Below are 16,316 nucleotides of genomic sequence, written 5' to 3'. Positions count from 1 at the left end.
TCATTAATTTGTTTCGTTCGCCAATTTTTGTTTGGTTCCTATCCTCATTAATTCCGTAATTTTAACCGAACCTTAAAGCAATTCCTCGATGAGCGAAAAGCAAAAGATCAAGGTCTTGGTCGTAGATGACGAGCCGGACATTGTAGAGATCTTAAAGTACAACCTCCAAAAAGAGGGATATGATGTGGCCACTGCAGAAGACGGCATCAAGGCTGTCAAGGTGGCAACCAAGTTTCAACCTGATGTGATTTTGCTCGATATCATGATGCCCAATCAGGATGGCGTGGAGACCTGCCTTCAAATCCGCCAAATTCCGGAATTGAAAAACACCTTCATCATCTTCCTGACTGCCCGGATGGAGGAATATTCCGAAGTGGCTGCATTTGATGTCGGGGCTGATGACTACATCACCAAGCCGATCAAACCAAGAGCTTTGATGAGCCGGATTTCCGCCCTGTTCAGAAGGGAGTCCAAAAAAGAACAAGAGCAGGCCCAGATAAAAATCAAAGACCTGACAATTGACCGGGGCAGCTATACCATTGACAAATCCGGCAAGACCATTACCTTACCCAAGAAGGAATTCGAATTGTTGTATTTCCTCGCCAAAACACCTAATATGGTTTTTAGTAGAGACGAACTGCTTCACAATATCTGGGGAACTGATGTATTTGTGCTGGCCCGTACGGTCGATGTACATATCCGAAAAGTCCGCGAAAAGATCGGTGAAGACTATATCTCTACTGTAAAAGGAGTAGGATACAAGTTCGATTTGGGATAAAAAATGCTGACCACTTCCAGGGGAATTTCTTTGATTTTGGCCTTCGCCATATCTGCCCTGGTGGCTGCATTCCTGTCTCTGATGCCGGATTCCACCCCATTGGTCTTATTAGTGGCAGGTGGGATTTCTTTTTCAGTTTCCTATTTATTGATCGTCATCACTCTCGAATTCCTGGTTTTTAGGGAGATCGGAAACATTTATTCTTTATTAGAAAAAATCCAGAAAAAAGACCTCTCTGAGATCCAGGACAAATCCGGACGATCTTCACTTTCACCCCTACGCAAGATCAATTCCGTCATCAATTCCTATGCCTTAGCAAGGCAAAATGAAATTGATACGCTTCAAAAAACAGCTGAATTCCGAAGAGAATTTATCGCCGATATCTCCCACGAACTGAAAACGCCGATTTTCGCCACCCAAGGTTACATTCACACCTTATTGGATGGAGCGATTGAGGACAAGCAGGTTCGGATGAAATTCCTGAAAAGAGCGGCAAAAAGCCTGGATTCTCTGGATGTGCTCGTGCAGGACTTGCTCACGCTAAACCAAATGGAAAGTGGCGTGGTCAAATTCAACTTTACAGACTTTGACCTCAAAGATCTGGTACAGGAAGTGATCGAGCAGCTGGAACACAAAGCGTCCAAAAGAGATGTCGTGATCAAGCTGGATTTTGATCCGGAAAAAAGCCACATGACCCATGCCGACCGGCCAAAAATTTTCCGTGTTTGTCAAAACCTGATCTTCAATGCCGTCAAATACAACCACAACGGTGGCGAAGTCAAAGTGTCCATCAAGACCCATAAAAACACAATCCAAATTGATGTCAAGGACAACGGGCAGGGAATTCCTCCCGACGATCTGAAGCGGATATTTGAGCGATTCTATAGGGTAGAAAAAAGCCGTTCCAAAGAGAAAGGCGGAACAGGCTTGGGTTTGGCCATTGTCAAGCACATCCTGGAAGGCCACAAAAGCAAGATCTCCGTGAGCTCAACCGTTGGGAAAGGCTCTATTTTTAGTTTTTCACTTCCGATTGAAAGAGAAAAAAAACCTGCAGAAAAAGAACCACCCGCAAAGAAACCCGAGATCTGATCATGCTACATATTCCTCATAAAGACTTCTCAAGGTCTCCTCCAAATCCTCAGTAAAACCAGAATGCGGACGCGACGTCTGAAGCATAGAACTTCGCACGGAAGTCAACCAACGAAATCGGGATGCCGCATCCTGAAGCGCAATCGGATTCCCGGTTTTTTCTCCTGCGCAGATTTTTTCAAAAGAATCCAGGTAACATCTGAACATACCCAGATCTGCTTCAGGATCTAATGCAAGTAACTTCTCGTCGGGCATGTGGATTTTACACTGAATAAAATTTTGCCGCTTGCAGCAGATCACCACACCTACATTTACAAACTCCTCCCGCTCCACCCTCGGTACGATTCGGATCAGGGCATATTCAAATAAGTGCTTTCCTTGCATGATTTGCTTCGTTTAAAAACACTTCAGAATTTTCCAGTCTCATTCTTAAAAAGGAGGCATATACTTCCCTTGCTTCTTCAGCCGTCTCCGTATCTCTTGAAGCCAAGATCCATTCCTCCGGCACCATCGCTACAACTTCATCGATGAGCTCAGGAGTAAACATAGTTTTCATTTCCTTGTCCACTTTTTCCAATTCGGTAGCCTTTGGGAGGAGTACATGGTCTTTGATCGTAGCAAAGGGACTCAAGGCATGTTTTTCCCAGTTTTCCCAAGAATGGTGAAATAGGAAAGAGGCCCCATGGTCAATCAGCCAAAGCTCTTTGTTCCAAATCAACAAATTGGTATTGCGAAAAGTCCGATCCACATTGGTAATCCAGGCATCAAACCAGACAATTCGCGAGGCCAAATAGTCATCTACTTTGGACGCTCCAGGGTCAAAAGTCATCGCTTTTGACAAAAAATGTAAAGCCAGATTCAAGCCCTGACTGCTTTTGAGCAAATCCTGGATTTCTTCGTCGCCTTCTGAATTGCCAAAAGCAGCATCCAAATTGGCAAAAACAATTTCCGGAACTTTAAAGCCCAAGCGTCTCGCCAACTCGCCCCCAATCAACTCTGCGATCAGGGCTTTTTCCCTTTGCCCGGCACCTTTAAATTTCAGCACATAATTAAATCCGTCATCTGCCTCAGCCAATGCAGGCAAAGAGCCTCCTTCTCTGAGAGGCATCACATAGCGGGTGACATTGACCTGTCGAAGTGAATCGTGGAAGTTTGTTTCGTGCATTTGCCTAAAAAAAGAAAACAAATAAAAGCTGAAAACTCCAAAAGAAGTCAGTCAGGCGGTTTTAATTTGATCAATTAGACCCGCTCCAATTATCATTTAGTAAGTGATTTTTTTTCGATCAGGCTATTTCCTACTTTTGCAGCCTGTTTTTGAAGAAGCAGGAGATCCATGAAGAAAATAGATTTTGAGAAACTTATTCTGTTTGAAAATGCGGATTACCTGGTGATCAACAAGCCACCGTACCTGTCAAGCTTAGACGACAGGCACGAGGCGCAGAACATCCTGGACTTAGCCAAGGCACACACCACCGATTCACAACTGTGCCACCGATTGGACAAGGAAACCTCAGGATGTCTGGTGATTGCCAAGAATCCAGTGGCCTACCGGCACTTGGCCATGCAGTTTGAAAACAGAAAAGTGGAAAAAGTCTACCATGCAGTAGTAGAAGGGATCAAGGAATTCAACAACGAGTTGGTTGACCGAAATCTCGCTGCAAACAACAAAGGAATCGCCAAAGTCAGTAAAGACGGCAAGCCTGCCCAGACAATTTTCAATACTTTGAAAACCTATTGGGCGCACACACTGGTGGAATGCAAGCCGATCACAGGTCGTTTGCACCAAATCAGAGTTCACTTGGCTTACCTCAAATCGCCGATATGCGGCGACACCCTTTACGGCGGCAATCCCCTTTATCTTTCATCACTCAAGCGCCGCTTCAATCTCAAAAAAGATACGGAGGAGTTACCAATCATGCAGCGAGTCTCATTGCACGCTTATTCGATCACCTTTGAAGGTCTGGATGGTATTCCGCTAAAAGTCGAAGCCCCCTACCCAAAGGATTTTCAGGTTTTGGTCCACCAATTGGAAAAAAACGCCTGAAAAGCGAAAAATGAGAGGCCAAAAACCAAATTCCCTTTGGGGAATTTTACCTAAGCCTATGAAAATTAGGAGTTAGTATTTGAAATAGTTTGCATGAAAAATAAAATACTTCTATCTTTGTGTCCCTTTTTGGGGTCGATAAATAAATAACAAGCTAAAAATTAAACAGTTACACAGTGGATACTCTGAGCTATAAAACCATCTCAGCCAATTCTTCCACAGTAGAAAAGCAGTGGGTGGTAGTGGATGCCCAAGCTGCGATTCTAGGACGATTGGCTAGTGAGGTAGCGAAAATCTTGAGAGGGAAGACGAAGCCTAGCTTCACTCCCAACGTGGATTGCGGTGACAATGTCATTGTAATCAACGCTGACAAAGTCAGATTGACAGGTGACAAGTGGGACGCAAAAGTTTATGTGCGCCACACCGGTTACCCAGGTGGACAGCGAATCTCTACCCCAAGACTGTTGAAGCAGAAGTCTTCAACGATCTTGATCGAGAAAGCTGTCAGAGGCATGTTGCCTAAAAACAGATTGGGAAGCAAGTTGTACGGTAACCTGTACGTGTATGAAGGTGCTGAGCATCCTCACGCGGCACAGCAGCCAAAAGCCATCACACTTTAATCGCCTAAATCATGGAAATGATCAATAAAATCGGTAGAAGAAAGACCTCTGTAGCACGTATTTACATGGCTCCGGGAAATGGCAAAATCACCGTAAACGACAAAGCAATCGAAGTTTACTTCCCGTTTGAACTGCACCAGATCGTAGTAAAGCAGCCTTTGACCCTTGTGGGCGTAGAAGGTACCTACGACGTACAAATCAACGTGGACGGCGGTGGGATCAAAGGCCAGGCTGAAGCAGCCCGTATGGCGATCTCCAGAGCTTTGTGCGAATTCGACGAAGCGCACAGAGGTGCTCTGAAAAAAGAAGGTTTCCTTACCCGTGACCCTAGAATGGTAGAACGTAAGAAGCCAGGACGTAGAAAAGCAAGAAGAAGATTCCAGTTCTCCAAGCGTTAATAGGAACTATCTTCATTCAATAGAAAACAATTTCATTCATGTCAAAAATCGAATACAAAGACTTACTGGATGCTGGTGTTCACTTCGGACACTTGACGAGAAAGTGGGATCCAAGAATGTCTCCATATATCTTTATGGAGAAGAATGGTATCCATATTATCGACCTCAACAAAACGCTTGCCTGCCTCGAAGAAGCATCCAACGCAATCAAGCAAATCGTACGTTCCGGCAAAAAAATCATGTTTGTCGCTACGAAAAAACAAGCTAAAGATCTAGTAGCTGCTGAAGCACAGCGTCTGAACATGCCTTACGTGACCGAAAGATGGTTGGGTGGTATGTTGACCAACTTCGCAACTATCCGTAAGTCCCTCAAAAAAATGTCAGGTCTTGAAAAACTGATGAAAGAGGATGCTTACAAGAACTTGGCTAAGAAAGAGCGTCTCATGGTTAGCCGTGACAAAGAAAAAATGGAAAGTGTTTTGGGCGGTATTGCCGACCTGAGCAGACTTCCTGCAGCTCTTTTCGTAGTTGATATCAAGAGAGAGCATATCGCAATCGCCGAAGCACAAAAGCTTGGTATTCCAGTTTTCGCATTGGTGGATACTAACTCCAACCCTAACGAGGTTGATTTCCCAATCCCAGCCAATGATGATGCATTCAAATCCGTTTCTTTGCTTGTAAAAGCATTTGGAGCAGCTATCGAAGAAGGTCTTTCTGAGCGTAAGAGAGACAAGGACGATGCTAAACTTTCTGAAGAGGAAGAAGCAAAAAGAGCTGTGGACGCTGAAACGCAAGAATAATCCACATTCGATTTGAAATAAAAAAAATTGAACATCAGGCTCCGGTCGATGTTCAATTTTTTGTTTTTAATCTGACTAACGAACTATATCCCGTTTAAAAAAATAAACAGATCACACAATGGCAATTACTGCACAAGACGTAAACAAACTGAGACAAATGACCGGTGCCGGTATGATGGACTGCAAAAAAGCTTTGACAGAAGCTGAAGGCGACTTCGAAAAAGCAGTAGACATCCTCAGAAAAAAAGGTCAAAAAGTATCTGCTTCCAGAGCTGACCGTGAGACCAAAGAAGGAGTAGTAGTAACCCGGGTAGCCGCTAACGGCACCAAAGGCATCCTGCTTACTTTGACTTGCGAAACTGACTTTGTGGCTAAAAACGAAGGATTCGGTGAATTTGCAAACGCGCTGATTGATCTTGCAGTGGCAAACGCGGCAGAATCAAAAGACGCTGTAATGGCTCTTCCTTTCGAAAACATCACTGTAGCTGAGAAAATCATCGAGATGACTGGCCGAATCGGCGAGAAAATCGACATCTCTCACTTCGAAATCGTCACTGCTGAGACTGTAGTTCCTTACGTTCACTCCAATGGCAAATTGGGCGTGTTGGTAGGATTGGTAAACACTTCAGGTGCAGACGTAGAAGAAGCAGGTAAAGACGTAGCCATGCAGATCGCTGCGATGAACCCAGTCGCTGTTGACAAAGACGGCGTAGATTCCTCTACTGTAGAAAGAGAAATCGAAATCGGAAAAGAGCAGGCAAGAGCGGAAGGCAAAGCTGAAGAAATGCTTGAAAAAATCGCTCTGGGCAAATTGGCTAAGTTCTACAAGGAAAACACCTTGTTGAGCCAGCAGTTTGTAAAAGACAACTCTAAGTCAATCGCTCAATACCTGGACGGTGTAAGCAAAGGCTTGACTGTAAATGCCTTCAAGAGAATTTCTATCGGATAATTTTTCGACTGGAATCCCAATAAAAAACCCTCTCGGAGCGATCTGAGAGGGTTTTTCAATTCCTAGATCTCATTTTCTCATGGTCACCTTCCCAGTTTATCTTCCCGGCTAATCCTGCTAATTCATTTAATTTAAGTCTTCTCAGATATTCCTCCAACGCACGATGAACCACTTCCTTTTTGGTCGAAATAGCTGTCAGCTTCATGATTTCCTCGATCAGTTCCTGATTTAGTTCAATGTTGGTTCTCATAGCCTTAGAGTTTATACACCAATTAACTTTTTTCTATACGCCCAAAATAAAAAACTCCCCAAAATGGTTCTGGAGAGTTTAGGTTCTTTGTATAGAACTTTTCCAAAGTTTTGAACTTTGGAAAAGTTGCAAATGATTGAATTAGCTCAAGAATTCATCAACTCCTCAATCTCCTCCGCCTCGATCGGGATATTTCGCATCAGGTCAAAATAACCATTTTCCTGAATCACGATATTGTTTTCCAACCTGATTCCAAATCCTTCTGCAGGGATATAAATCCCCGGCTCCACGGTGAATACCATTCCCGGAGTGATTGGATTGTGCATCGTTCCGACATCATGCACATCCAGTCCCAGATGGTGGGAAGTGCCGTGCATAAAGTACTTTTTGAAAGCAGGCCAATTTGGGTCTTGATTTTTAATGTCGGTCTGGTCGATTAGTCCAAGACCCAACAACTCAGACTGCATGATCAAGCCGACTTCCTTGTGGTAATCCTGAATATTGGTTCCGGGTCTCAAAATTCCACCAGCTGCATTGTGAACTCTCAATACAGCATCATATACCGCACGCTGCCGGGATGTAAACCTCCCGTTGACAGGAATGGTCCGGGTCATATCTGCATTGTAGTTGCCAAACTCCGCTCCTACGTCCAAAAGCAACAATTCTCCGTCATTGCAGGCTTTATTGTTTTCAATGTAATGCAGCACACAGGAGGAAGGACCAGAGGCAATGATCGGCTCATAAGCAAATCCTTTGCTTCGGTTTCGGATGAATTCATGGATAAACTCCGCCTCGATTTCATACTCGGTTACTCCGGGCTTTACGAAGGAGAGGATTCGGCGAAAACCTTTCTCAGTGATGTCACAGGCGATCTGCATCTGGTCAATTTCTTCCTTTTCTTTTATCCCACGCAGCTCGTGCATGATCGGAGCTGCCCGGTCATAGACATGTAATGGATATTTTTCCTTGCAGGATTTGATAAACCTCGCATCTTGAGTCTCGACCACCACACCGGCACGAAGGTGCTCATTAGTATTGAGATAGATCCGCTCCGAAAGCGAAACGATGGTATTAAAAACCTGATCAAATGCCGAAAGCCACTGGATATTTTTGATTCCGGAAGCGGCTTCCGCCTCTTCTTTAGTGTATTTGTGCCCTTCCCAGACTGCAATAAGTTCGTTGGTTTCGCGGAGAAAAAGAACCTCACGCATGGCGGGATTTGGACAATCCGGAGCAATAAGCAGGATTGTTTCTTCCTGATCAATTCCACAGAGGTAAAACAAATCATTGTTTTGGCGGAATTTCATTGTGCCGTCGGCATTCGTCGGCATGATGTCATTGGAATTGAAAACCGCGACCGAATTCTTCGCCATTTTGGCGGCAAATTTTGCCCGGTTACGGATATAAAGTTCTCTGGGTAGTGAAGTATATTTCATCATTATCAATTTCGGCCTGAAGTTAACAAATCAGTCCTTTCCCTGAATTAAAATCTAAACAATACAGTTTTAGCATTTATTCGTATTTTCCGAAGAGGAGATCAGAAGCATGCAGCTAAACATAAAAGAACTTTCAAACGGCATCCGTATAGTCCATCAGCAAGTCACTCATACACGAGTAGTTCACTGTGGATTTATCTTAAACATCGGTAGCCGCGATGAAGACAAAGAATTGGAAGGGCTCGCACATTTTTGGGAGCACATGGCCTTTAAAGGCACCCACAAGCGAAAAACTTTTCACATCCTCAACCGGCTTGAGTCACTTGGAGGAGAACTGAACGCTTATACCACCAAGGAAAAAGTTTGTTTTTATGCCTCGATCCTCAAAGACCACTACGACAAAGCCGCCGAATTGCTTTTCGACATCACCTTCAACAGCACCTTTCCAACCAAGCAGATTGAAAAAGAGCGACAGGTGATTTTGGAAGAAATGGCCATGTATCGTGATTCTCCGGACGACTCGATCCAGGATGAACTGGACGAATTGGTTTTTGAAAATCATGCACTGGGAAGAAATATCTTAGGAACCGAAGAAACCGTTTCCAGATTTACCCAAGAGGATTTCTTTGATTTCATTTCCACACGGCTCGACACCAGGGAAGTTGTCTTTTCGGTGGTAGGCAACATCACTTTCGAAAAGGCTCTGAAAGCAATCGAAGGACCGCTCAGCCAAATCCAGCCAAAGCATACGCTTTATGTCCGAAGCGGTTTTCACGACTACAAGCCCAAACGAAAAACTGTCCAAAGAGACGTCACCCAATCCCTTTGTGCTATCGGAAGACCGGCCTATTCACTCCACGACAAAAACCGGTTTAAACTCTTCCTCTTGAATAATATTCTTGGCGGGCCGAGCATGAACAGTAAGTTGAATCTCTCCCTTCGGGAAAATTACGGGTACGTGTACAGCATTGAGTCCAGTTACCAGACCTTTTCAGACACCGGTTTTTTTGGAATCTATTTTGGTACCGAAGAAAAAACCCTGAAAAAATCCCTGACCATTGTCCATCGCGAAATGGAAAAACTCCGAAACAAAAAACTCGGAAGCATTCAGCTCCACATGGCCAAAGAGCAGGCCATTGGACAGATGGCAATGGCTGAGGAAAATTACGCAGCTTTGATGCTGGTCTATGGCAAAAGCTTGATCGATCATAACAAAATTGATCCTCTGGACAAAATTTTTGACAAAATCAGATCAACCACAGCCGAGGAAATTCAGGAAATTGCGCAGGAAATTTTTAACCCAGAGCAGCTCAGCTACCTTATTTACACCCCAAATTGACAAATGGAATTATTTGATCCGGCACTTTTGGCTTATTGTGAATCCGTCACCAGTCCGGAAGATGCTCTTTTGAAAAAAATAGTGAGGGAAACCCAAGCCAAGGTCCTCATGCCGCGGATGATCTCCGGGCACCTCCAGGGAAAAATGCTGGAACTTTTCTCCAAAATGCTCCGCCCAAAAACCATCCTGGAAATTGGCACCTACACAGGGTATTCCGGGATATGCCTGGCCAGAGGGCTAAGGCCGGATGGAAAACTGATCACGCTCGACATCAACGATGAATTGGAAACGATGGTGAGGGGATTTTTCGAAGAAAGTGGTCTCGCAGACCAAATCGATTACCGTTTAGGCAATGCACGGAAAATAATTCCAACTTTGGATGGACCTTTTGACCTCGTGTTTATAGATGCTGATAAGTTCTATTATTCTGAATATTTTGACCTGGTCATAGACAAAGTGCCGAGCGGTGGCATCATCCTCGCAGACAATGTGCTTTGGTCAGGAAAAATCCTGGTGGAAGAAGGGCAAAAGACTGACAAAGACACTCAGGCACTTTTAGACTTCAACAAGAAAGTTCAGGATGACCCAAGGGTTGAAAACGTTTTACTTCCAATACGGGATGGAGTTTTGATGGCCAGAAAACTCTGATTGCTGCAAAAAGGGAATCATTTTTGCTGATCAGGCTTTCATAAAACGAAAGTAACTTTCGATGATCTCCCGTCAATTCTTATCTATTCTATTTCTTTCTGCTTTCTTTTGGAGCCAATCGATTTTGGCCCAGATTCCCCAGGTTCCGACACAACTGGAATTTGCCGATTTAACCGTAAAAATCACACCGCAGGCACAGCGTGAGATTCAGCTGGATGTCGATGCGCAATACCGAAATCCTACCTATTTCAAAGTAAAGCAAGATCGGGTCAACCTCTATCTCCCAATTGTGGAGCGGGAACTGAGAAATCAGGGAGTCCCTGAAGACCTGAAATATCTGGTCATCCAAGAAAGCGGACTTATTCCTGACGCCGTCTCCACTTCTAATGCTGTCGGTTTTTGGCAGTTTAAGCAAGGTACTGCAGAGGAAGTTGGGCTTCGAGTGGATGCTCAAATTGACGAGCGTAAAAACATCGCCACCTCCTCAAGAGGAGCAGCGGCTTACCTTAAAAAACACAACAGTCAGCTTAACAACTGGATGACTGCGCTGGTCTCCTATCAAATGGGACTTGGTGGTGCCAAAGCCTATTTCGGCACTCAATATTCGGGCAAAAAAATCATCGAAGTGGACCGTAATACCCATTGGTATTTCAAGAAATATTTAGCTCACAAAATCGCCTATGAGTACGGAATAGGAATGTTTGTCTCCAACCAAAAGCTCACGGAGATCCAAATTCAGGGTCCAGTCACCATGGCCGCTTTGTCCAAAAGATTTGGCGTCAGCGAAGACCACCTGAAGGAATTCAATAAATGGGCTGGCAACGGAAAAGTGCCTGCCGGGACATATACCCTCTTTTACATCAAGGAAGGCAATCTTCCCCTTGAACCTGCTGTCATCAAATCAGAAGAAAAGCCAAAGACAGGCCAGACATATTCTGCCTCGGTCAAAAATTCTCCGGCCTATAAGCAGGCAAATTCGTACCCGAAAATCTCCGGAAATACAACCAAAGCCAGCCAACCAAACCAGATTACTGTCAATGAACTGGAAGGGGTTCAGGCTTCAAAAACAACCTCACCAGGTAAATTTTCTGAAGAAATCGGCGTAAAAGAGAAAAAACTTCTCAAGCTGAATGACATGGATCCAGGTGAGCGAATTGAAACTGGCAAATACTATTATACTGAAAAGAAGAAAACAAGCGCAGAAGTAGAAACTCACTTTGTCTTACCGGGTGAGACACTTTGGACCATTTCCCAGAAATACGGAATCCGGCTTGCATCCTTGAAGTCCAAAAACCGAATTCGTAAAGATTCAGAGCTTAAACCGGGTATGGTGTTGAACCTCCGTGAACCGAGAAAACGCGGGGAAGAAATTCCGATAATCCCCTTAAATCAACCCGTCCAGCAAAACCGAACTGAAATTGCTTCAGTTGAATCCAAACCAACTGAAACAAAATCTGTGGAAGTTGTCACCAAAACAGAACCAGAAAGATCTACCCGAAATCAGGCTGATCGGATTTCTCATACTGTTAGTCCAGGGGAAACTCTGTTTGCAATTTCACGCAAATATGGCATTTCTGTGGATGAACTGAAGTCCTGGAACAATATCGGAAGCCAAAACATCATCAGCATCGGCCAGAAATTGGTTATCTTCAAGCCCTGATTTGCCCGTCAAACCTTTCCTTAATGAGTAAACATTTCCTTTTCACGGGAATCCTGATAGTTCTCCTCAGCCTTTCTTCAATTGCTCAGGACAGAAAAATAATTCCAGACACTGTATTGATCAATGGTGACACCCTGCTGATGTTGGGTGATTCGATTATCATTGAGGAACCTGTCAAAGAGATTTTCTGGAAAACCGGCGGCAACTACAACCTCAACATCCAGCAAGTCACCCTGAGCAACTGGGCTGCAGGTGGATCGAGTACTTTCGCGTTGAACTCCGGAGTCACCATGTTTGCCAATTACAAGAAAGACTCCAAAGTATGGGATACTCAATTGACTGTAAATCTTGGTTTTAACCGCCAAGGAGGCAGGGATTTTGAAACCAGAAAAACCAATGACAATTTCGTTTTTGTCAGCAATTACGGTCGACAGCTTTCCAATCTGATGTATTTGACTACGCAACTGGATGCACGGACCCAGCTTTTGCCCGGCTATAAATACTCGAAACCTGCGGGCAGTGAAAATGAAATCCGGACAAAAATATCGGACCTGCTTTCTCCCGGCTACCTCCAATCCTCCACCGGTTTGAACCTGAGGAAAACCTATGAGGACAAAAGCAAACTGTCAGTCATCCTTTCTCCTTTTACGGGACGATTTACAATTGTCATGGACGACTCGCTCAGCAATGCCGGGGCATTTGGGGTGGTCCCCGGTGAAAACGTCCGTGCCGAGGCTGGTATGTCCCTTGCCGTTGGTGTGGCGGATTATATCCTGATGGAAAATGTCACCTGGAAGGCAGATCTAAATCTCTTTTCCAACTATGAGCGGTTTGGCAATATGGTGGTCAATTTTAATTCCATCATCCGCCTAAAAGTGAACAAATTCATTTCGACTCGAATCGAAACTGCGGTGATTTACGATGAGGAAGTATATATCCGCCAGGACGACGGCACCTCAAAACAAGCCGTCCAATTACAGAACCTGATCAATTTTGGGATTTCTCTGGACTTCTAAAAGTCCACTTCGAGCCCGAACTTCCGCTGAAACTCAGCCAGTGCGGGATGCTTTTCCCTTAGAAAATTCAGCTTGTCGGTATTTGTGTAGAGTTTCGGCTTGCCGTTATCGACTTCCTCCTTTACTTCAACTGTGATCAGGACACGTTCCGCACCGGTGAATTGACGGATCAAGCCGACCAAATCCGGTTTCATTTTCCCGGCGATTTCTTCCTGCATGTGGCCCATAACTTCCAGGATGACTTCTCCGCCGTCGCGCACTTTGATTGGCTGATCCAAAATCGCCAGCTCCAGATTTTTATCAGCTTTTCTGAAATGCTCCTGTATGGAAAAAATTTGTAAATCGAACAACTCTTGAGTGAGTGTAATCGAGGAGCCTAATGGCTTTATTTCCAACTTTTCCTGACTCGATACTACCTTAGCCTCTTCACTTTGCTTAGCCTTGTCATCCACCAATTTCTTGGTTTGGCTTAGACTTGTGGGAATGGAAATGGTAGTCTTTACCTGAGATTTCTTCGCGGTGGAAAAATCCACAGGAATACTTGCTACCGTTGGGGCAGGTTCGGCTACAGCTTCTGGTTGTTCACTCAGGCTTTTTTTTTTGACTCGACATCAACAAGAGTCGCAAGTCGAAACGCCTGGGGCAGTTTAGCCATTTTCATCAAAGCCAACTCAACATTCAAACGCTGATTTTTGCTGGTTTTGTAATTGATGTCGCAGTGATTGGCCAGATTTAGGGCAGAAAGTAAAAAAGATACCGAGGCCTGTTGAGTCTGCTGAAGATAGCGCTCTCTGGCCGATTCAGATACCTGCAACAATTCAACTGTCGCTTCATCTTTGACCACCAGCAAATCCCTGAAGTGCTCACTCAGACCCACGATGAAGTTGTGGCCGTCAAATCCCTTTTTCAGGATTTCATCAAAAATCAAAAGCGTGGCTGAAAGATCTTCGGCCAAAAGTGCATCCACAACTTTGAAATAATAGTCATAATCGAGGATGTTAAGGTTCTCAATGGTTTCCTTGTAAGTAACTTTCTTCCCAGCGGAATAGGTAACGATCAGGTCAAAAATGGACAATGCATCCCGAAGGGCACCATCGGCTTTGGTGGCGATCAATCGAAGCGCTTCCTCCTCGTAATCCACCTTTTCCTTTTCAGCTATTTCTTTTAAATGATCTGAAATATGCTTGATTTGGATCCGGTTGAAATCGAAAATCTGGCAACGGGAAAGGATTGTAGGAATAATTTTGTGCTTTTCCGTGGTAGCCAAAATGAAAATGGCATACTTAGGAGGCTCCTCCAGCGTCTTCAAAAAAGCATTGAAGGCAGCGGTCGAAAGCATGTGAACTTCGTCAATAATATAGACCTTATACTGTCCTTTTTGGGGAGCATACCGAACTTGGTCTACCAGATTTCGGATGTCATCCACTGAGTTATTGGAAGCGGCATCCAGCTCGTAGATGTTGAAAGAAGCGCTGTTTTGAAAGGAAACACAAGACTCGCACTTGCCGCAGGCTTCGTTGTCCTTAGTTTTATTCTCACAGTTGATGGTCTTGGCAAGAATACGGGCACAAGTAGTTTTCCCAACCCCTCGAGGTCCGCAAAACAGGAAAGCCTGAGCCAAGTGATTATTTTTGATGGCATTTTGGAGTGTAGTAGTGATATGCTGCTGCCCCACTACACTTTTGAAATCTGCCGGTCTGTATTTTCTTGCCGATACGACGAAGTTTTCCATCGCTGCAAGATATAAAAAACTCAATATTCAGAAGGGATGAAAAATGCCCATTCGGAAAGTTTTTCGCTAATGTTTTGAGGCTTAATGGGATTGGAAAATTGGAAGATTTAAAAATTGGAAAATTGAGATTGCAGGTTGCAAAGTGGTATGCTTCGACTGGCTCAGCACAAGAGTTTGAAGGTTGTAACCTTTCCTAATCTCAAACACTTAAACCCTATCTAAAGCCTCGTAATTCGTATCTCGTACCTCGTAATTTTCCTGGCTTGGAACCAAAATTGGATTACTTTTGTCTTCCCAAAACAAATGGGGCTGACCGGTTTTGACAGTAGGTGTAATCATCGGGCTCGCATGCAGGCTGGAGTATGTACGGCCTTAAAAGATTCATACGAACGATAAATGGCGAAACTTCTTACGCCATGGCTGCTTAATCTAACCTTTTAGGATAGATCGCTTAAAGGGTTGAGTCACGAGAGTGATTCCCCAGCCACATCCCTCCGCCCCCCGTCCTTTCGGGGTGGATTCCGGGGTGTCGACTTGATCGGACTGCTGCCTGTGATGCTATTAAGCAGGCCTAAGACTCGGTAGCTAAGTCAGCGTGAGGTGTGTCATCCAGCATATTCTGATCGAAAAAACAACAGGTGACTAAGCATGTAGACGGTACGGTGTTTCCTTATCTGGACGTGGGTTCGAATCCCACCAGCTCCACAAAAAAGCCTTCCTTGTTTCAGGGAGGCTTTTTCTATTTGAATCAGCCTTCTTTTTACTTTCAAATCGATCCAATCGCCTGCATCAAAAGCCTGCTGATGAAAAGCTTGTCCTTTTTGATTTCTTCAATTGAGAGCCTCTTGTACCACTCAGGTGACCAAGAATTGTGTAAAATCAAAAATGAAGCGGTAGGAATGTCTTGGACTTCTTCGGTAAAATAAAAATCTTTGTAAGCCTGATTTCTTTTTTCACTTGAAAAATCTTTCAAAGACCGGTTTTCAGGCAAAAACAAATCCTTGTCCAGAATTTTCACTTTATTCAGATGCTTTCCGATAATCGGGTGAAGGAGAGGATTGCCGAAGCTGTTTGATTTTATCACGAATCTTCCGTCGCTCTGGTTTTCGGCTTGTTCTGAATTTTCTATTGCCGCCAACAATCCCCTGATTTTGGTTTCCCACTCCTGAAGTATCACACTGTCACCACTGCTGAGAATAAATGCAGCATGACAGAAAGGAACCTTTTCGTCTCCAATCATGACCAGTTCATGTGAATCCAGCAGGTCTTCCAAATGATTTATTTTACCCAAGAAAATCGTATCGGCATCGATAAAATATCCCCTATACCGATTCATCATATAGCATGCAATGATATCACCCTGAGCAGCCGGAGGAAATCTTCCCAGCTTTTCAATCGGAAAATCACTCGGCGATAGGTAATCATTTAAGTTGGAGTGATCCAGCACCACAAATTCATAGCCCAAATTTTTAAAAGTCTCCAGACACAGCCGGATGTAAGGAGGCATGTATCCCTGCCAAAATGTATAAATCTTTGTCTTTTGCATATCCTTGACAT

General features: G+C 44.2%; 18 protein-coding genes and 1 other RNA gene. 12 read left to right on the top strand and 7 right to left on the bottom strand.

Going from position 1 to position 16,316, the window contains the following annotated elements:
- The first annotated feature begins 88 nt into the window (after positions 1–88).
- Both B0E43_RS00995 and B0E43_RS00990 read left to right on the top strand, forming a co-directional pair.
- The gene (locus B0E43_RS00995; protein ID WP_077346194.1) at positions 89–778 is read left to right on the top strand and encodes a response regulator; all 690 of its coding nucleotides are present in this window, start codon (positions 89–91) and stop codon (positions 776–778) included.
- Between the two features lie 3 nt (positions 779–781).
- Entirely contained in the window at positions 782–1,867 is a 1,086-nt protein-coding gene (locus B0E43_RS00990; protein WP_077346193.1) for a cell wall metabolism sensor histidine kinase WalK, read from the top strand.
- Here B0E43_RS00990 and B0E43_RS00985 read toward each other — a convergent pair whose 3' ends face one another.
- Positions 1,868–2,251 carry a DUF3037 domain-containing protein gene (locus B0E43_RS00985; protein WP_077346192.1) on the bottom strand — a complete coding sequence of 128 codons (384 nt, stop codon included), beginning with the start codon at positions 2,249–2,251 and terminating at the stop codon, positions 1,868–1,870. It abuts the gene before it with no gap.
- Positions 2,229–3,032, bottom strand: coding sequence for a HipA family kinase (locus B0E43_RS00980; protein ID WP_077346191.1), 804 nt, complete (start codon positions 3,030–3,032; stop codon positions 2,229–2,231). Before B0E43_RS00980 ends, B0E43_RS00985 begins: the two co-directional genes overlap by 23 nt.
- A 168-nt stretch (positions 3,033–3,200) precedes the next feature.
- Here B0E43_RS00980 and B0E43_RS00975 point away from each other — a divergent pair, with 168 nt between their 5' ends.
- The 5 genes from B0E43_RS00975 to tsf all read left to right on the top strand — a co-directional run bounded on the left by B0E43_RS00975 (position 3,201) and on the right by tsf (position 6,678).
- Complete coding sequence (locus tag B0E43_RS00975) at positions 3,201–3,911, top strand: RluA family pseudouridine synthase (protein ID WP_077346190.1); 711 nt, start codon at positions 3,201–3,203, stop codon at positions 3,909–3,911.
- A gap of 176 nt (positions 3,912–4,087) precedes the next feature.
- Positions 4,088–4,531: a 50S ribosomal protein L13 gene (gene rplM, locus B0E43_RS00970; protein WP_077346189.1), complete on the top strand. Its 444-nt coding sequence runs from the start codon at positions 4,088–4,090 to the stop codon at positions 4,529–4,531.
- A gap of 11 nt (positions 4,532–4,542) precedes the next feature.
- Positions 4,543–4,929 carry a 30S ribosomal protein S9 gene (rpsI, locus tag B0E43_RS00965; RefSeq protein WP_077346188.1) on the top strand — a complete coding sequence of 129 codons (387 nt, stop codon included), beginning with the start codon at positions 4,543–4,545 and terminating at the stop codon, positions 4,927–4,929.
- 38 nt (positions 4,930–4,967) lie between these two features.
- Positions 4,968–5,729: a 30S ribosomal protein S2 gene (gene rpsB, locus B0E43_RS00960; protein WP_077346187.1), complete on the top strand. Its 762-nt coding sequence runs from the start codon at positions 4,968–4,970 to the stop codon at positions 5,727–5,729.
- A gap of 118 nt (positions 5,730–5,847) precedes the next feature.
- On the top strand, positions 5,848–6,678 hold the full coding sequence (gene tsf / locus B0E43_RS00955) for a translation elongation factor Ts (RefSeq protein ID WP_077346186.1): 831 nt from the start codon (positions 5,848–5,850) through the stop codon (positions 6,676–6,678).
- A gap of 55 nt (positions 6,679–6,733) precedes the next feature.
- On the opposite strand, the gene B0E43_RS00950 is transcribed toward tsf, so the two are convergent.
- The gene (locus B0E43_RS00950; protein WP_077346185.1) at positions 6,734–6,928 is read right to left on the bottom strand and encodes a type II toxin-antitoxin system VapB family antitoxin; all 195 of its coding nucleotides are present in this window, start codon (positions 6,926–6,928) and stop codon (positions 6,734–6,736) included.
- Positions 6,929–7,074: 146 nt separating this feature from the next.
- A complete protein-coding gene (locus B0E43_RS00945) occupies positions 7,075–8,364 on the bottom strand; it encodes an aminopeptidase P family protein (protein ID WP_077346210.1) in 1,290 nt (429 codons plus the stop codon).
- 109 nt (positions 8,365–8,473) lie between these two features.
- Between B0E43_RS00945 and B0E43_RS00940 the strand changes: the two genes are divergently transcribed.
- The 4 genes from B0E43_RS00940 to B0E43_RS00925 all read left to right on the top strand — a co-directional run bounded on the left by B0E43_RS00940 (position 8,474) and on the right by B0E43_RS00925 (position 13,027).
- The gene (locus B0E43_RS00940) at positions 8,474–9,703 is read left to right on the top strand and encodes a pitrilysin family protein (RefSeq protein ID WP_077346184.1); all 1,230 of its coding nucleotides are present in this window, start codon (positions 8,474–8,476) and stop codon (positions 9,701–9,703) included.
- Between the two features lie 3 nt (positions 9,704–9,706).
- Positions 9,707–10,351, top strand: coding sequence for an O-methyltransferase (locus B0E43_RS00935; protein WP_077346183.1), 645 nt, complete (start codon positions 9,707–9,709; stop codon positions 10,349–10,351).
- Between the two features lie 61 nt (positions 10,352–10,412).
- Positions 10,413–12,011 carry a LysM peptidoglycan-binding domain-containing protein gene (locus tag B0E43_RS00930; RefSeq protein ID WP_139352628.1) on the top strand — a complete coding sequence of 533 codons (1,599 nt, stop codon included), beginning with the start codon at positions 10,413–10,415 and terminating at the stop codon, positions 12,009–12,011.
- 23 nt (positions 12,012–12,034) lie between these two features.
- On the top strand, positions 12,035–13,027 hold the full coding sequence (locus tag B0E43_RS00925; protein WP_077346182.1) for a DUF3078 domain-containing protein: 993 nt from the start codon (positions 12,035–12,037) through the stop codon (positions 13,025–13,027).
- Here B0E43_RS00925 and B0E43_RS00920 read toward each other — a convergent pair.
- Positions 13,024–13,560: a hypothetical protein gene (locus tag B0E43_RS00920; protein ID WP_139352627.1), complete on the bottom strand. Its 537-nt coding sequence runs from the start codon at positions 13,558–13,560 to the stop codon at positions 13,024–13,026. The two genes, B0E43_RS00925 and B0E43_RS00920, sit on opposite strands and share 4 nt — an antisense overlap.
- A gap of 53 nt (positions 13,561–13,613) precedes the next feature.
- A complete protein-coding gene (locus B0E43_RS00915) occupies positions 13,614–14,759 on the bottom strand; it encodes a DNA polymerase III subunit gamma/tau (RefSeq protein ID WP_077346180.1) in 1,146 nt (381 codons plus the stop codon).
- A gap of 305 nt (positions 14,760–15,064) precedes the next feature.
- Between B0E43_RS00915 and ssrA the strand changes: the two genes are divergently transcribed.
- Positions 15,065–15,467: a transfer-messenger RNA gene (gene ssrA / locus B0E43_RS00910) on the top strand.
- 58 nt (positions 15,468–15,525) lie between these two features.
- Here ssrA and B0E43_RS00905 read toward each other — a convergent pair.
- On the bottom strand, positions 15,526–16,305 hold the full coding sequence (locus B0E43_RS00905; RefSeq protein ID WP_077346179.1) for a capsular polysaccharide synthesis protein: 780 nt from the start codon (positions 16,303–16,305) through the stop codon (positions 15,526–15,528).
- Between the last annotated feature and the right edge of the window lie 11 nt (positions 16,306–16,316).

This window comes from Algoriphagus sp. A40, assembly GCF_002002735.1.
In the GTDB taxonomy this organism is placed as follows: domain Bacteria; phylum Bacteroidota; class Bacteroidia; order Cytophagales; family Cyclobacteriaceae; genus Algoriphagus.
The sequence above is the reverse complement of the archived record's forward strand: the minus strand, read 5'-3'. Positions and strand labels throughout refer to the sequence as shown.

Bases quoted from the DNA above. Each gene is read 5' to 3' on its own strand.
- B0E43_RS00935 (WP_077346183.1), top strand. From the start codon at position 9,707: ATGGAATTATTTGATCCGGCACTTTTGGCTTATTGTGAATCCGTCACC.
- rpsI (WP_077346188.1), top strand. From the start codon at position 4,543: ATGGAAATGATCAATAAAATCGGTAGAAGAAAGACCTCTGTAGCACGT.
- B0E43_RS00980 (WP_077346191.1), bottom strand. From the start codon at position 3,032: ATGCACGAAACAAACTTCCACGATTCACTTCGACAGGTCAATGTCACC.
- B0E43_RS00990 (WP_077346193.1), top strand. From the start codon at position 782: ATGCTGACCACTTCCAGGGGAATTTCTTTGATTTTGGCCTTCGCCATA.
- B0E43_RS00945 (WP_077346210.1), bottom strand. From the start codon at position 8,364: ATGAAATATACTTCACTACCCAGAGAACTTTATATCCGTAACCGGGCA.
- B0E43_RS00995 (WP_077346194.1), top strand. From the start codon at position 89: ATGAGCGAAAAGCAAAAGATCAAGGTCTTGGTCGTAGATGACGAGCCG.
- B0E43_RS00915 (WP_077346180.1), bottom strand. From the start codon at position 14,759: ATGGAAAACTTCGTCGTATCGGCAAGAAAATACAGACCGGCAGATTTC.
- tsf (WP_077346186.1), top strand. From the start codon at position 5,848: ATGGCAATTACTGCACAAGACGTAAACAAACTGAGACAAATGACCGGT.
- B0E43_RS00940 (WP_077346184.1), top strand. From the start codon at position 8,474: ATGCAGCTAAACATAAAAGAACTTTCAAACGGCATCCGTATAGTCCAT.
- B0E43_RS00950 (WP_077346185.1), bottom strand. From the start codon at position 6,928: ATGAGAACCAACATTGAACTAAATCAGGAACTGATCGAGGAAATCATG.
- B0E43_RS00905 (WP_077346179.1), bottom strand. From the start codon at position 16,305: ATGCAAAAGACAAAGATTTATACATTTTGGCAGGGATACATGCCTCCT.
- B0E43_RS00930 (WP_139352628.1), top strand. From the start codon at position 10,413: ATGATCTCCCGTCAATTCTTATCTATTCTATTTCTTTCTGCTTTCTTT.
- B0E43_RS00925 (WP_077346182.1), top strand. From the start codon at position 12,035: ATGAGTAAACATTTCCTTTTCACGGGAATCCTGATAGTTCTCCTCAGC.
- B0E43_RS00985 (WP_077346192.1), bottom strand. From the start codon at position 2,251: ATGCAAGGAAAGCACTTATTTGAATATGCCCTGATCCGAATCGTACCG.
- B0E43_RS00975 (WP_077346190.1), top strand. From the start codon at position 3,201: ATGAAGAAAATAGATTTTGAGAAACTTATTCTGTTTGAAAATGCGGAT.
- rpsB (WP_077346187.1), top strand. From the start codon at position 4,968: ATGTCAAAAATCGAATACAAAGACTTACTGGATGCTGGTGTTCACTTC.